The 15,747-nt window shown below is 44.5% G+C and carries 12 protein-coding genes and 1 pseudogene; 1 reads left to right on the top strand and 12 read right to left on the bottom strand.

The features are described 5' to 3' along the window. Positions 1 to 55 precede the first annotated feature (55 nt). Both RSK81_RS03485 and RSK81_RS03480 read right to left on the bottom strand, forming a co-directional pair. Positions 56 to 232: pseudogene (locus RSK81_RS03485) on the bottom strand (DeoR family transcriptional regulator); the annotation flags it as partial. Between the two features lie 59 nt (positions 233 to 291). After that, positions 292 to 1,863, bottom strand: a complete 1,572-nt coding sequence (locus tag RSK81_RS03480) for a DEAD/DEAH box helicase (RefSeq protein WP_061602927.1) — start codon at positions 1,861 to 1,863, stop codon at positions 292 to 294. Between the two features lie 357 nt (positions 1,864 to 2,220). Here RSK81_RS03480 and RSK81_RS03475 point away from each other — a divergent pair, with 357 nt between their 5' ends. After that, positions 2,221 to 2,619 (top strand): hypothetical protein, encoded by a 399-nt coding sequence (locus RSK81_RS03475; RefSeq protein WP_061589218.1) that lies wholly within the window; start codon positions 2,221 to 2,223, stop codon positions 2,617 to 2,619. A gap of 31 nt (positions 2,620 to 2,650) precedes the next feature. On the opposite strand, the gene icd is transcribed toward RSK81_RS03475, so the two are convergent. The 10 genes from icd to RSK81_RS03425 form a co-directional block, all read right to left on the bottom strand. Then, complete coding sequence (gene icd / locus RSK81_RS03470; protein ID WP_061602926.1) at positions 2,651 to 3,862, bottom strand: NADP-dependent isocitrate dehydrogenase; 1,212 nt, start codon at positions 3,860 to 3,862, stop codon at positions 2,651 to 2,653. Beyond that, on the bottom strand, positions 3,849 to 4,967 hold the full coding sequence (locus tag RSK81_RS03465) for a citrate synthase (RefSeq protein WP_002913782.1): 1,119 nt from the start codon (positions 4,965 to 4,967) through the stop codon (positions 3,849 to 3,851). The genes icd and RSK81_RS03465 overlap by 14 nt, the downstream gene beginning before the upstream one ends. 2 nt (positions 4,968 to 4,969) lie before the next feature. Continuing rightward, positions 4,970 to 7,633: an aconitate hydratase AcnA gene (gene acnA / locus RSK81_RS03460; protein ID WP_315687439.1), complete on the bottom strand. Its 2,664-nt coding sequence runs from the start codon at positions 7,631 to 7,633 to the stop codon at positions 4,970 to 4,972. Between the two features lie 208 nt (positions 7,634 to 7,841). Beyond that, on the bottom strand, positions 7,842 to 8,750 hold the full coding sequence (locus RSK81_RS03455; RefSeq protein WP_002900856.1) for a magnesium transporter CorA family protein: 909 nt from the start codon (positions 8,748 to 8,750) through the stop codon (positions 7,842 to 7,844). 337 nt (positions 8,751 to 9,087) lie between these two features. Beyond that, positions 9,088 to 10,632 carry a peptide chain release factor 3 gene (locus tag RSK81_RS03450; protein ID WP_002913784.1) on the bottom strand — a complete coding sequence of 515 codons (1,545 nt, stop codon included), beginning with the start codon at positions 10,630 to 10,632 and terminating at the stop codon, positions 9,088 to 9,090. 447 nt (positions 10,633 to 11,079) lie between these two features. After that, positions 11,080 to 11,766 (bottom strand): TIGR02206 family membrane protein, encoded by a 687-nt coding sequence (locus RSK81_RS03445; RefSeq protein ID WP_002917525.1) that lies wholly within the window; start codon positions 11,764 to 11,766, stop codon positions 11,080 to 11,082. A gap of 18 nt (positions 11,767 to 11,784) precedes the next feature. Then, a complete protein-coding gene (locus RSK81_RS03440) occupies positions 11,785 to 12,471 on the bottom strand; it encodes a TIGR02206 family membrane protein (RefSeq protein ID WP_002913787.1) in 687 nt (228 codons plus the stop codon). Between the two features lie 107 nt (positions 12,472 to 12,578). After that, on the bottom strand, positions 12,579 to 13,190 hold the full coding sequence (locus RSK81_RS03435) for an NUDIX hydrolase N-terminal domain-containing protein (protein ID WP_002902622.1): 612 nt from the start codon (positions 13,188 to 13,190) through the stop codon (positions 12,579 to 12,581). Further along, a complete protein-coding gene (locus RSK81_RS03430; RefSeq protein WP_002917526.1) occupies positions 13,180 to 14,550 on the bottom strand; it encodes a UDP-N-acetylmuramoyl-tripeptide--D-alanyl-D-alanine ligase in 1,371 nt (456 codons plus the stop codon). The genes RSK81_RS03435 and RSK81_RS03430 overlap by 11 nt, the downstream gene beginning before the upstream one ends. 75 nt (positions 14,551 to 14,625) lie before the next feature. After that, the gene (locus RSK81_RS03425; protein WP_315687435.1) at positions 14,626 to 15,672 is read right to left on the bottom strand and encodes a D-alanine--D-alanine ligase; all 1,047 of its coding nucleotides are present in this window, start codon (positions 15,670 to 15,672) and stop codon (positions 14,626 to 14,628) included. Positions 15,673 to 15,747: the final 75 nt, after the last annotated feature.

Below are 15,747 nucleotides of genomic sequence, written 5' to 3'. Positions count from 1 at the left end.
CCACAAGATTGTAGCGCCCTTTATCATAAAATACTTTAATATTCCGTTCAATTTTTTACAAAAGATTAGTATAGAGACTATATTTCTCTCGAACTTTATTAGAAAGATTTTCATCGGTTATCACCGCAATAATATTGTCCAAGCTATAGAAAGTATAAAAAGAATAGCTATCAAACTTACTGTTATCAGCAACGGTATATTTCTCAATTGCGTTATCGAGTATAGTAGCATTAATATCTCATCAAAAGAAAAAACTCCGATACATATTTGATGTATCAGAGTTCTTGTTTTTTATTTATCACCCTTGTTACGGATAACAAAGCCGGTTTTCTTCTCGCTAGAAGTATTGCGAGGTTTCTTGTGGTCCTTGCGGTAGCGATTTTCTTTGTCAAAACGCTCGTCTTTGCGACCTTTCTTAAATTGATCGCGACGGCCACCTCGGTCACGGCGGTTATCATTATTGCGACGGTTGCTATTTCCGCCACGACTGCCCTTGCCTTTTCCGCCAAAGCCACCGCCAGACGGTTTAAATGGCAGTGGTTTTTCACGGGCAATTTCTACTTCAGGAAGGGCATCTGGATCCTGCACCGTCAAACTGAGGATATACATAGCCAGCTCTTCTGGGCTGAATTCTGCTGCCAGCTTGCGGGCATCCTTGCCAAATTTCTCAAAGTTAGAGCGGATGCTTTCGTCAGCAAAATCGCGTTCAATCTTCTTAAGGGCAACTTTTTTCTTAGCTTGGAAAGCTTCTTCTGCAGTAGCAGGCTTGAGGCCTTTCATGCGCTTCTTGGTCAGATTTTCGATAATCTGCAAATAGCCCATTTCATTTGGCGCTACGAAAGTAATAGACTGACCTGACTTACCAGCACGACCAGTCCGACCAATCCGGTGAACATAGCTTTCTGGATCCTGCGGAATGTCATAGTTGTAGACGTGGGTCACACCAGAAATGTCCAATCCACGCGCAGCCACATCTGTCGCCACCAAAACATCCAAATTGCCGTTTTTAAAGTCGCGCAGAACGCGAAGACGCTTGCCTTGATCCAAATCACCATGGATACCCTCTGCTCGGAAACCGCGGATTTTCAGGCCACGAGTCAGCTCATCCACCCGGCGCTTGGTCCGGCCAAAGACGATAGACAGCTCAGGCTGCTCCACATCCATCAGGCGGGTCATGGTATCAAATTTTTCATTTTCTTTGACACGGATATAATACTGGTCTACAAGCTCCGTCGTCAGCTCTTTAGCAGCAATCTTGACATGCTCAGGCTCCTTCATAAACTTGACACCGATGCGCTTGATAGCATCCGGCATGGTCGCTGAAAAGAGCAAGGTCTGACGCTCTTCTGGCACACGGGAAATGATAGACTCAATGTCTTCCAAAAAGCCCATGTTAAGCATTTCGTCCGCTTCGTCCAAGATTAAGGTTTCAATCTGATTCAGCTTAAGAGCCTTGCGTTTGATTAAATCCAAGAGACGACCAGGTGTTCCTACGACGATATGAGCACCAGACTTGAGAGCCTTGATTTGCTTTTCGATGCTGGAGCCACCGTAGACAGAACGCACCTTGACACCCTTGCTGCGGCCAAAACGGAAAAGCTCTTCCTGACTCTGCACAGCCAATTCACGGGTTGGAGCAATAATCAAAGCCTGCACAGCAGGATTATCTGTATCAATCTTCTCCAGAGTTGGGAAGCCAAAGGCCGCTGTCTTTCCTGTCCCTGTCTGGGCCTGACCAATGACATCCTTACCTGCCATAGCAAGTGGAATTGTCTGCTCTTGAATAGGGCTTGCTTCTACAAAGCCAGCTTTTTCAATCTCTGCTAGTAATTCAGTAGATAAATGTAATTCATTAAATTTCAATGTTCTTCTTCTTTCTAAAGGCGGTGCGAAGCCACCTTATAAGGCTTTTGATACTCAACTATCGAAACATAGCAAGTGCTTTTCCCTTGCTAAATCTCGATTTTCTGAGAGTATTCGCTCTTCTCTTCATAAATATGGTCTCTCAAGTCTAGGCACTAAAAAAGCGCCGACTCGGTCGCTAGTTCCCACTGAATAGAAAAACTGTATTTCTGCAACTAATCTAGTATACCACAAAAGTACCTAAAAAGATAGGACTTGCCTGTAAAATATTTTATTAGAGATTTCTTTTGTAAAAAATGAAAACTTGAAAATCATTTTCAAAAACATTATAATCTACAAAGAAGAAAGGAGACAGGTATGAATAAATTTTTACGAGTGATTTTCATTTTACTAATCTTAGCTATGCTGGGCGCAGCTACAATCCAGATTTTCCAGCCCCAGCTCTTGGGCAATGAGTCCATCTATGGTCTAGCTCCCTACTGGCAGCGGGAAATTGGTTTCTGGAATCTGGCTATTCTGCCTTTAGTCATTGCCGCCAACATAAAGTATGATTGGTTCTATCTGCGTATGACCTTGCTAGCACTGATTCTGGGTGGGCTGGGCTTTGGCACCAACCATCTGCTAGGCTATCTGGAAAAGGCGAATCAAGCCAACCTACTGGGATGGATTGAAAATTATCTGCTAGTCTTCTGCTGGATCATCGGCTGGGGACTGGAATATCGAAAAAGACAAAAAAGTGATGAAGAGACCGTCTAGATAGGCAGTTTCCTCATCGCTTTTTTCTTCATTATGGACACTTTTCTATATTAGCTACTAGCTCCTCAGCAAATTGACTAGTGGTCAAGGCTGGCACTCCTTCCAGCTGACTGGCAAAATCGCCTGTCACTTTTTGCTCAAAGAGAGCCTTCTCAATAGCCTTAGTCAGGAGATGAGATGCCTCCGACCAACCAATGTAATCAAAGAGCATGACCCCTGATAAGATAAGAGAACATGGATTAGCCTTATTTTGACCCGCTATATCTGGCGCCGTTCCATGAGTTGCTTCAAACATAGCATGACCAGTCTCGTAATTGATATTGGCTCCTGGCGCAATACCGATTCCGCCCACCTGAGCAGCCAAGGCATCGCTGGCATAGTCACCATTTAGATTGGTCAAAGCGACAACGTCGAATTTCTCTGGATAGAGCAGAATCTGCTGCAGAAAATTATCCGCTATGACGTCCTGAATGACTAATTTTCCAGCAGCAAGCTCGTTCGCATACTCTCTTTGAGCTAGTTCATAGCCCCATTTCCGAAAACCGCCCTCTGTAAATTTCTGGATATTGCCCTTGTGAACCAGAGTGACACGCCTTAGTCCTTTGGCTAGTGCATAGTCAATAGCTGCCCGTATCAGCCGCTCACTGCCCTGCTTAGAGATAGGCTTGATCCCAATAGCAGAGCTTTCTGGGAAGCGAATCTTGTCAACCTGCATATCCTTCTGCAGGAAATCGATAACCTTTTTGACGGCAACCGTTCCACTCTCCCACTCGATCCCCGCATAGATGTCTTCTGTATTCTCCCGAAAAATCGTGATATCAGTCTTCTCTGGGTGCTTGAGCGGACTGGGAACTCCCTTGAAATAACGAACCGGTCGCAGGCAGGCGTAAAGGTCTAATTCTTGTCTCAGTGCCACATTCAAGGAACGAATCCCTTCTCCGACTGGAGTTTCTAAGGGCCCCTTTATAGCTACCAGACAATCCTTAATCGTTGCCAGCGTTTCATCCGGCAGCCAGTCACCCGTCAGGTCTGCTGCTTTTTTCCCAGCCAGAACTTCCTTCCAAACAACCTTTCTCTGTCCGCCATAAGCCTTTTCCACTGCCTTATCAAAGACCAGCTGGGCATTTTCCCAGATATCCACTCCAATCCCGTCACCTTGGATGTAAGGAATAATAGGAGCATCCGGCACCTGCAACCGCCCTTTCTCAAACAAAATCTTATCTGCCATTTTATCTCCTTCCAATGGGAAGATACTCCAAATCTTGAGCACCAATATAGTTAGAACGCGGCCGAATCAACTTATTGTTCTTGCGCTGTTCCTGAATATGGGCAATCCAACCAGCCACCCGACTCATGGCAAAAATCAGGGTGTAGATACTGCTGTCAATGCCCAGTACATGGTAAACCGTAGCCGAATAAAAATCGACATTCGGTATCAGGTGCTTGGTATGCTTCATATAAGCTTCAATCTCCTCTGAAAGCTGGTACCAGACCTCGTCCTTGGTTCCCTGTGTCAAGTCCTTGGCCATTTGACGCAGGTATTTTTCACGTGGATCCTGTGTCTTGTAAACTCGATGACCAAAGCCCATAATCTTCTCGTGAGAGGCCAGCTTGCGGTCTAGGTAGGCCTGACAATCTCCTTCCTCTCTGATCTCTTTCAGCATATCAAAGACACATTCATTAGCGCCGCCATGAAGAGAACCCTTGAGCGCTCCGACAGCTGCTGTCACACAGGAATAAATATCGGTCAAGGTTGAGGCGCAGACTCGAGCTGCAAAAGTTGAAGCATTGAGCTCATGGTCGGCATGGAGCACTAAGGCACAGTTAAAGGCTTTGACTTCAAGCTCACTCGCCTCTTGTCCTTTGAGCATATAAAGGAAATTAGCCGCAAATCCCAAATCCTCCCGCGGCTCTATCGGGGTCTGGCCCAACCTCAGTCTGGCAAAAGCCGCAATAATGGTCGGCATCTTTGCCATAAGTTGGATGCTCTGCTCATAGGTTGCTTCAAGAGACGCTTCCTCAGCATGGACATTATAAACGCCCAAAAGACTGACTGTTGAGCGCAAGACACTCATGGGATGAAGGTGCTTGCGGGACTGGATAAGGATGCACTGCTCCACCGCATCACTAATAGCATAATTAGCTCGCAGATCTTCCTCAAAATGCTTGAGCTCAATCTGAGTCGGTAAATGCAAATGCCACAGCAGATAAATCACCTCTTCAAAACTCGCATGGTGCTCTACCAATTCAGAAATATTGTAGCCTGCATAAGACAAGGAATCATCCACAATCTGGCTAATCCTGGTATCACAGGCAATGGTATCTTTCAAACCGTCCGTCTGACTCATGCTCACACCTCCTCTAATTTCTTTCTAACGACCATGGGCAAAATTCCTCCGTTTTCATAGTAACGGATATCCGCTTCTGCATCAAAGCGCAGCCGAGCTTGAAAAGCTATTTCTTCAGTACCCTTACGAGCTACCACGTCAACTAGCTGGCCAACTTGCGGGTTCTGTGGCAGATTGATGTCGAAAGTCTCCTTACCTGTTAAGCCCAGACTAGCCGCACTCTCTCCCTCTAGATACTGCAAAGGAAGAATCCCCATCATGACCAGATTAGACCGGTGGATACGCTCAAAACTCTCTGCCAGCACCACCTTGACACCCAAAAGATTAGCCCCCTTGGCTGCCCAATCACGACTGGAACCCATACCATAGTCTTTACCAGCTAGGACAATGGTGTCAATTTGCTCTTTTTTGTAGCGCATGGCCGCCTCATAAATGGATAGCAACTCTCCTCTATAATCTGTGTAACCACCAATTTTCCCATCCGCCAGTTCATTTTTTATCCGAATATTAGCAAAAGTCCCCCGCATCATGACCTCATGATTGCCCCGACGGCTGCCATAGGAATTAAACTCTTGGTAATCCACTCCGTGCTCCATCAAATAGGAAGCTGCAGGGCTGTTTCTGGCAATATTTCCTGCTGGGGAGATATGGTCTGTCGTCACCGTATCCCCAAATTTTGCCAGCACTGCAAGATTTTTCAGAGGCTGAATGGCTAAATCATCAGCCAAGCTATCAAAGTAAGGTGGATTTTGAATATAGGTCGAAGCCTGATTCCACTGATAATTTTGAGAAGAGGATGTCGGAATCTGATTCCATTTTTCATTGTCATCAAACACATGGGCATATTCTTTTTCAAAAAGCTGGCGTGTCACATATTTTTGAACATAGTCAGCAATCAAGTCGTGCTCCGGCATCAAATCCATCAAATAAACTGGCTGCCCTTTTTGATCATAGCCCAACGGCTCGCTGGTCAGATCGATATTGGTATTTCCAGCCAGAGCATAGGCAACTACCAAGGGCGGACTAGCTAAGAAATTGGCCTTAACCAGTGGATTGATCCGTCCTTCAAAATTCCGATTTCCTGAAAGAACAGCACTAGCCAGCAAGTCAGTATCCGTAATTGCCTGAGCCACTTCCGGTCGGAGATTTCCTGAATTTCCAATACAAGTGGTGCAGCCATAGCCGACAAGATTGAAACCAAGCTGATCCAGATAAGTTTGCAGACCACTCTTCTTGAGATAGCCTGTGACCACCTTGCTGCCAGGAGCCAAAGAAGTCTTGACAGCCTTTGAAACCCGTAAGCCTTTTTCTACTGCTTTCTTGGCCAAAAGCCCTGCCGCCATCAGCACATAGGGATTGGATGTATTGGTACAGCTTGTAATGGCTGCGATAGCCACATGGCCTGTCTTAATCGTCTCCTCATGGTCAGAAAATTGAACCACTGCTGACTTTTCCAGCTCGCTCTCATCTAGCCCAAAGCCTCGGACCCCCGCTTCTCTGACTAGACTAGCTTGAAACTCTTTTTTAGCAGCTGTTAATTCAATCAAATCTTGGGGCCGCTTGGGGCCTGAAATACTCGGAACAATGCTGGACAAATCAATTTCGACTACCTTGGTATAGTTCGGCTCAACCTTTTCATCATAGAAGAGGTGATTTTTTTGAGCATAGAGACGGGTCAGCTCGATATGATCTTCTGACCGATTGGTCAGACGCATGTAATTGAGCGTTTCCTCATCTATCGGAAAATACCCACAGGTAGCCCCGTATTCCGGCGCCATATTGGCCACTGTTGCCCGATCAGCCAGACTTAGGTTAGACAAGCCAGGTCCAAAGAGCTCGACAAATTTACCAACAACATTTTCCTGTCGCAAGATTTGCGTGACCTTTAAAGCCAAATCCGTCGCTGTCGCAATCTTAGGCAACTTGCCCAAGAGACGAACACCAATCACCTCAGGTACTGGGAAATAAGAAGCCTCACCTAACATAGCGGCCTCGGCCTCAATCCCACCAACACCCCAGCCCAGAACACCGATCCCATTAATCATGGTCGTATGACTGTCCGTCCCAAACATACTATCTGGATAGAGTAGGCCATCCTTTTCAATGATGACATCACTGAGAAACTCGATATTGACCTGATGGATAATCCCCGTAGCAGGGGGAACTGCTCGATAATTATCAAATGATTTTTCTGCCCACTTGAGAAATTCGTAGCGCTCATTGTTGCGGACAAATTCCTGGGTCATATTGGCCTCCAGAGCTGTATCACAGCCATAAAAGTCCACCTGAACACTGTGGTCAATAACTAAATCAACCGGAATCTCTGGATTAATCTGATCGGCTTGACCTCCCTGCCCGACAATAGCATCGCGCATACTAGCCAAATCCACCACAACAGGAACACCTGTAAAATCCTGGAGAATGACTCGACTAGGCTTAAAAGGAACTTCTCCGCTTGGTGATTTAGCTTGATAATGCATCAAAGAGCTAATGTTATCTTTTGTTACGTCAACCCCATCTTCCTTACGAAGAACACTTTCTAATAATATTCGTATAGAATAAGGAAGTCCTTCTATATCCCCTCCTAGTAGAGCTGAGGCTTTTCCAAGGTCTGTATATTGGTATGATTTGCCTTTATAATTTAAATTGCTTAGGTATTCTGCCATATTTCTACCCCTCACTTATTTTAAATTGTTTTATATTATACTTTATTATGAAAATTTATGCAATAAAAATTATAATTTTTATGTTATATTTTCTAACACAAAATAACAGTTTTTTTAATATAGACCAACTGTACTAATCATTTTCTTTCCAAAGCAAAAAAACAAGCACCATCTCGGTGCTTGTTTTAGGGAAAATAATTTCAAATGCTTACTTCTTATTGGCCAGCCATTTAAGAAGCTTGGTCAGAAGTCCCCAGATAATCAGACTAATGACAACAATATAAATCCAGGCATTTTTATCATTAGACAAGGGCAGAGGAACATTCATACCAAAGAAACCCGTGATAACTGCAAGTACTGCCAGAAGGACCGAAATAATGGTCAAGACCGTCAAATTGTCATTCAGATTGTTATTCAGGATATTATTGTAGGAGCCAGAGAGCTGGCTGAGAACTTGAGCAATCAGATCAGTCATCGAAACGAGCTGACGAGCCTCAATCATAGCATCCTCAAACTGCTCGGTTTCTAATTCATCAAAACGTCGGTAAATGCCATGACTTTTGATATGCTCTAGGAGCATGCGATTCTGCTTAGCTGCAGCAACTAGATAGACCATAGAAGTTTCCAAGTCTGACAGGGCAAATAGGTGTTTTTTGGTAGTGGTCTGACGCAGGAGAGCATTAATCTCATCCTTGCGCTTGTCCATCCGCTCAACAACCGGATAGTAAGAATTGGAAATTAACTCTAGACTAGCAAAGAGAAACTTATAGACCGATACTGGCTCATGACGCTCAGTATAAGCCTTCATCATATCCACAACATAGGCATTGTCCTGGTTGCTGATCGTAATGAGCCGCCCCTGCTGCACCACAAAGGTCATAGGAATCGTCTCATAATATTCCTTGTCTGTCGCTAGATTAAGGACATTGTAGATAAAGACAACCGTTCCATTCTCACGATTGTAGTCCATGTGAGCCCGCTCGTTCTTATCCAGTGCATACTCGATGGTCTCTTTATCAATTTCATAATCCTGATAAATCCTGGCATTCTTTTTGAAGCTATCTGAGTCAATGTTGATCCAGACAGACTGATCTTTTAGTTTTCTTTCCAGAAACATGGAGCTCCTTTCTATGAGGTAGAATGATTCTCTAATAAACTAGCGCTCAACTTCATAAACTCTTCCTGCAAGCAAATATGCAATGTCAAAGCACAAAACCAAGCAAATCAACTTTAATGCCTGATGAGATTAGTCAAGTGGTTAGCAAGGGGCCAACTGAACTCGACCTTAGTAACTTTAGTTTGTTATACAATCATAACAATCCCATTCACTACGACACGGAGTTTGGCAAATCGATTTTATTTGCCAAACGCAGTTAGTAAGGTACTTAGCCATGGTCCCATAGGACATGGCGTAGATTGCTTAGACTACTATGTAGCAAAGCAATCTTAGTACGTTACATCTTCTCTTCCAGTTTAACATCTGGATACTTGTCAGCGAACCAGCGCAAGGCAAAGTCGTTTTCAAAGAGGAAGACTGGCTGGTCAAAGCGGTCTTTGGCTAGAATGTTACGGCTAGAAGACATGCGCTCGTCCAAGTCATCTGGTGAAATCCAGCGGACAGTCTTTTTACCCATAGGATTCATAACTACTTCAGCATTGTATTCATTTTCCATGCGGTGCTTGAAGACTTCAAACTGAAGCTGACCGACAGCGCCTAGCATGTACTCGCCCGTCTGGTAGTTGGTATAAAGCTGGATGGCTCCCTCTTGCACCAGCTGCTCAATCCCCTTATGGAAGGATTTTTGCTTCATGACATTCTTAGCCGAAACCTTCATAAAGATCTCTGGAGTAAAGGTTGGCAGAGGCTCAAATTCAAATTTATTTTTTCCAACGGTCAGGGTATCACCAACCTGATAAGTCCCTGTATCGTAAACCCCGATAATATCTCCAGCTACGGCATTGGTCACATTCTCCCGACTCTCAGCCATAAACTGGGTGACATTAGACAGTTTAGCAGACTTGCCAGTGCGAGGCAAATTGACACTCATACCGCGCTCGAACTCGCCAGAAACGATACGGACAAAGGCGATACGGTCGCGGTGGCGCGGATCCATATTGGCCTGAATTTTAAAAACAAAACCAGAAAAATCTGGACTAAGCGGCTCAACTACCTCGCCATCTGTCTTCTTGTGGCCATGCGGTTCCGGAGCAAACTTGAGGAAGGTTTCCAGGAAAGTCTGGACGCCAAAGTTGGTCAGGGCTGAGCCGAAGAAAACAGGTGTCAGCTTGCCAGCCAAAATTGCTTCTTCTGAGAATTCATTTCCAGCTTCGCTCAAGAGCTCAATATCTTCTTTGACCTGCTCATAAAAAGGATTGGAGGCAAACAGTTGGTCGCCTTCTGTCAGAGTCGCAAAGCGCTCCTCACCCTTATAAAGCTCCAGCCGCTCATTGTAGAGATCATAAAGGCCTTCAAAACTCTTCCCCATGCCAATTGGCCAATTCATCGGGTAGCTGGCAATACCCAAAATCTCTTCCAATTCTTCCAACAAGTCCAAGGGCTCGCGACCGTCACGATCCAGCTTGTTCATAAAGGTAAAGACTGGAATACCACGATGCTTAACAACCTCAAAGAGCTTCTTGGTCTGGGCCTCAATACCCTTAGCCGAGTCAATAACCATGACCGCAGCATCCACCGCCATCAAGGTCCGATAAGTATCTTCTGAGAAGTCCTCATGCCCCGGCGTATCCAGGATATTGACCCGCTTGCCATCGTAGTCAAACTGCATGACAGAGGAAGTCACTGAAATCCCCCGCTGTTTCTCGATATCCATCCAGTCAGACTTGGCAAAATTACCCGTCTTTTTCCCCTTGACTGTCCCAGCTTCACGAATCTCACCCCCGAAGTAGAGCAACTGCTCCGTGATGGTCGTTTTCCCCGCGTCCGGGTGGGAGATAATGGCAAAGGTCCGGCGTTTCTTAATTTCTTCTTGTAAAGTCATCTTCTTCTCTTTCTTTTATTTAGGATAATGGTGAATCTTAGTATTTTTTATTTTACATCGGAATAGTCTAATCCTTTCAACCTACCTATTATAGCGGATTTAGCGTTTTTTTTCAATTATCTAAAGAAGATAAAAATCGCTCTTTCGAGCGATTCTATTCTCCTAAGTCTAAGTCAATGAAATTTCCTTTAAAATCTTACAATGACACTGTTAAAGAGGAAAATTGTAAAGATGAAGATTAAACCCAGTAAATAGAGCAGGCGTTTTTCTGATTTCCAGCTCTTCCTTTTCTTCAGCTGTCACAGAAGCGTCTAGCTCGACCAGCTTAAAGAGTTGATAGACAAACAGTCCATTTGTTACTAGAAGCAAAGCAAGTCATGATAAAACTATCTAATTAAGAAAATTCCTGCGACATTAACTTGACAGGAGCTATAAATTTAAAGTGAATTAACTTTGGACCAGACTTAACTGCTTTTTCCACCGTATCTTAAACAATATATCAAAGAGAACCAGAGCCAGAGAAAGAATGACTGACACAAGAAGGTATTTTATCCATAAGGGAGCGTTAGGGATAAAAGGCGGACTTTTTAGCAGACCGTAATTACCTCCGGTCACTTGATTAACGCCGACTAGGAAAAGATTGAGTCCAAAGGTGTAAGCTACAATCATGTATTTCTTGAGCAGGGTCTTGTCGTAGTGATTCATCAGATAAATCAAGGAATTAACCAAGAGAGCATAGTGACCAATCAGGAAAGAGAAGCTGGTAATATGCGGGAAATCATAGGGGTCAAAGACTGGGTAGCCCAAGGCAAAGACCGCTCCGCTGGCTCCTAATAGAGCAAAATACTGCTTGCTGCGCCATTTATCTGGCAGAAAGACCACCGCAAACATAGCCAGACGGCAATGATAAAAGGGTAGACTATTGGTAAAGGGAATCCGAAAAACAAAATACCAGCTATAAAGCATCAGCAGTTGAGCAATCTGAATCCACTTAAAAGCCTTGACAAAACGCGGATTATCATGGTATTTGAGCGAGCTCCAAATAGACAGCAAAACCAGAGCAATCATCACAGCATACCATAAAATCGAGATAGGCGGTGCTACCGTTTTTGTCGTAGTTAAAAAATCTTTCATAAATCCTCCGTTAGATGATTAGGTTAGGGTGACTGTCTTGGTCTGCTCCACGCGCTTAAAAATTTCAGAAACCAAGCAGACTGCTGCACTTAAGACGATTGAGACAAGCAGATAATTGAGCAGGAGTCCGTGATTGCCAACAAGCGGCGGATCTGTGAGAAATCCATAAGAACCCTTTGTCAACATATTGATAACAAGCAAAAACGCATTCATCAGAAAGGTCGTCCACACCACTCGCTGCCAGCTCATAGAGAAAGTATGATAATATCTGAAAAGATAAATCAAACAATTTCCCAAGAGCGCTAGATGACCGATGATAAAGGACAAAATAGTGATATGGGGAAAAGGGTAAGGATCAAAAATCGGATAAATAAAGGCTACAATCGATCCAAAAGTCCCCAAAAGTGCAAAATAATATTTATACACTGAGCGATTAGGCAGAAACATCAAGGCAAACATGGCCATCCTGCAATGATAAAAAGGCAGACTTTCAGACAGTGGGGCAGCAGTCAGCATATACCAAGAGTAGAGGCCTATCAGCTGGCAAGCTTGCATCCCGACAAATAGCTGCTGGTAAGGCTTCCGATTGTAGTAGCGATAGGAAAGCCAGATAATCGCAAAGACCAGCCCCAAAAGAACAAAATACCAAAGTCCCAGTTGAGGCGGTTCGGTTTTATAGGTTGTAAACATATCTCTTATTCCCATCTCCTAGGTTTCCATTCTAATATAAGGTTTGAACAAGGTTGAGTTTGCCTGTTGTTGCAATAATTTCTAGCTTTTTCAGACAAAAAGCATTCCAGAAACTTACTTAACTAATCCAAATACTGTTCTCTATCTCCTTGATAAATCTCCCAAAGGATTTCCAACTGTTCTTTTGTCGTCCGCTTAGAAGATAATTCTGGTAAAGATTGGATATCAAAGAAAGCTAAGTCTTCTATTTCTGTATTAGGCTGAAAATCTCCATCCTCTATCTGACACTCAAAGACCAGTTTAGCATATTGCTTACTCTGAAATTGAAATTTATTAGTATCAAATATTGCAAGCAGACGCGAAACTGAAACATTAAATCCCGTTTCTTCTTGGACTTCCTTGACGATATTTTCCTTAGGAGATAGTCCGACTTCACAAAAGCCGCCAGGTAAAGCCCAAGTTTTCTCATTTTTACCCTTGACTAAACAGACTTTTCCGTCTCGAACCAGTAAGGCGCGGACATCAATCAAGGGAGTGGCATAAAAATCCGTTGGGCGCAACAACTCTGCCAATTCTTTCCCATCCAAATCTGACCAATCAGCCAGGAGGTGTCCCAAAAGCTGACGGAGTTCTAAGTAACGCTCTCGATCAAATTCATCACGACTAAATGCCAATCCTGTCTCTGTAATAGAAAGGAGACGTTGAATGGTTTTTGCAGTTTCTTTAGTTTCCATCTTCCAAGTCCTCTACCAGCTTAGCCAGATTCATGGAATTGCTGCCTTTTAGAAGAATTTGGTCGGCAGGAGTCAGCTTCTCTCTGACAGCTTTGGTCAGCTGTTCAAACTGGTCTTTCTCGTCATTTTTGATAAAGTAATGGACCTTGCCTGGCGGGTAAATCTCCTTGGCATAGTCATAGAGGGCTTCCATGTCCTGTCCATAGAGGAAAAGGTCGGTCACAATTTCTGGATTGAGACTGGTAATCATTGAGCCATGCATGGACTTAGCGTCCGCTCCCAGCTCTTTCATATCCGCTAGCACTGCCAATTTTCTTCCGCCTGGATTGGCCGGAATGGTCGAGAAGGTCTCAAGAATCAAGCGCATGGCTGTTGGATTTGCATTGTAGACATCCGATAGGATATCTGCGCCATTACCAGCTTTCTTCCACTCCGTTCGATTGCGGGTCAGCTCTAGCTCAGAAAAGGCTTGAGCAATATCCGCCTCAGATACACCCTCTTGCAAAGCTGCATAGGCTGCAATCATGGCGTTGGTCGCATTGTACTTACCGGTCACAGGCAGGTCAATCTTTTGCTCTAAAAAGTTGCAGTCAAAGCTCAAGCTGTCCTTGCGCTCTTCCAGACGCGTCAGGAAGATATCCGCATCAGGACCAAAGCGAACCAGTTTGCAGTCTGCTGGCAGAAATTCATTGACAATCTTATCCGCCGGAACGATCAAGAGACCATCTTTTCTCAAACCGTCCGCAATCTGCATCTTGCCTTGGGCAATTTCAGTTCGGCTGCCGAAAAATTCCAGATGGGCTTCTCCGACCAGAGTTACAATGCCCGTCTTAGGTTTGGCAAGTTCAGACAGGAGATGGATATCGCCCAAGTGGTCCTGTCCCATTTCTAAGACAAGTTTCTCTGTATCCTCAGGCATGTGAAGAACCGTGTAAGGCAGGCCGATTTCATTGTTGTAATTGCCCTGTGTCTTATAGGTCTTGTAAGTGGTTGCTAGTAGCTGAGCCAGCATATCCTTGGTCGTCGTTTTACCATTGGAACCTGTCACCGCCAGCACATCCACCTGCATCTTTTCCAGATAATACTGGGCCAAGCGCTGGAAGGCCGTCAGCACATCATCGACCAAGATATAAGCCCCCTCTGCCACTGGACGCTCAGATAGGGTGGCAGCAGCTCCCTGAGTAAAGGCTGTCGCAATAAAGTCATGGCCATCACGCGCTCCCTTAAGCGGCACAAAAAGGCCACCCGGCTCAATCAAGCGGCTGTCAAACTCAGCATTTCTAAGAGGGACGTTTTCAAACTGAGTCACATCATTTTTCGCAGATAGGACTTCTGCGATTTCATATAAATATAATTTCATACTTCTTCCTCGTTTTTCGGTTTGCTCGCAAAAAGAAAGGACCGAAAATTTTCAGCCCCTCTATTATATCATATTTTAGAGAAGATGCGCCTCTCTCTTGGCAAATGCCTCTTCAGCTAGGCCAACTAGTTTCTCAATCAAGTCAGGATAGGCCAGCCCCATATTTTCCCAAAGCAATGGATACATAGACCACTGGGTAAAACCTGGCATGGTATTGAGTTCATTAAGGAAGACCTGACCATCTTCTGCATAGAAGAAATCACAGCGGGACAGCCCCAGACCACCCAGAGCACGAAAAGCTGTCTCGGCATTTTGACGCATAGTATTCACAACACCTTCAGGAAGCTGAGCTGGGATTGCCATGGTGATTTTATTGTCAATGTATTTGGCTTGATAGTCATAGAAAGCCACGTCCTTAACAACTTCCCCTGGAAGACTACTTTTGACATCCACATTGCCCAGAAGCCCAACCTCAATCTCCCGAGCTGTCACTCCCTGCTCAACCAGTACCCGGCTGTCATATTTGAAAGCCAGGTCCAGAGAAGCACGCAGTTCTGCTTGGTTCTCCGATTTAGAAATGCCGACACTGGAGCCCATATTAGAAGGTTTGGTGAAGACGGGATAGGACAATTTCTCTTCGATTTCCTGGATTTTTTGCTCTAGATCCTCACCATCAACCACCGCTACATAAGGTACTTGAGCAATACCTGCTGATTCCAGAACTCGCTTGGTCGTGATTTTATCCATGGCCAGGCTAGAAGATAGAATATTACAGCCGACATAAGGCATTTTGAGTACTTCTAGGAAGCCTTGAATTGAGCCATCTTCGCCCATGGGACCATGCAGGACTGGAAAGACCACTGCTCCAGCTTCGTAAATATCGCTAGGCTTAATCTTCCGAGACATGTCCACTGTGGCATTGGTCATCAGCTTTTCATCAGCTACTGGCTTTGCTTCAAATTCCTGAGTCTTGATAAAGTCGCCCTCTTTCGTGATGAAGTATGTTTTTACAGAAAATAGATCATAATTGATAGCCCGCATAACGCTTTCTGCCGACAAGACTGATACTTCCCGCTCTGCACTACGACCACCGTACAACAAAATTAAACTTTTCTTTGCCATCTCGTCTATCCTATTCTTTAAAGATTTTATACTTGAGATTGATTCTCTTTAGACCGTTTTAGTATATCATAATTC

Source organism: Streptococcus sp. DTU_2020_1000888_1_SI_GRL_NUU_041A (genome assembly GCF_032387735.1).
GTDB lineage: Bacteria > Bacillota > Bacilli > Lactobacillales > Streptococcaceae > Streptococcus > Streptococcus sanguinis.
This window is presented reverse-complemented; position numbering and strand designations above follow the sequence as displayed.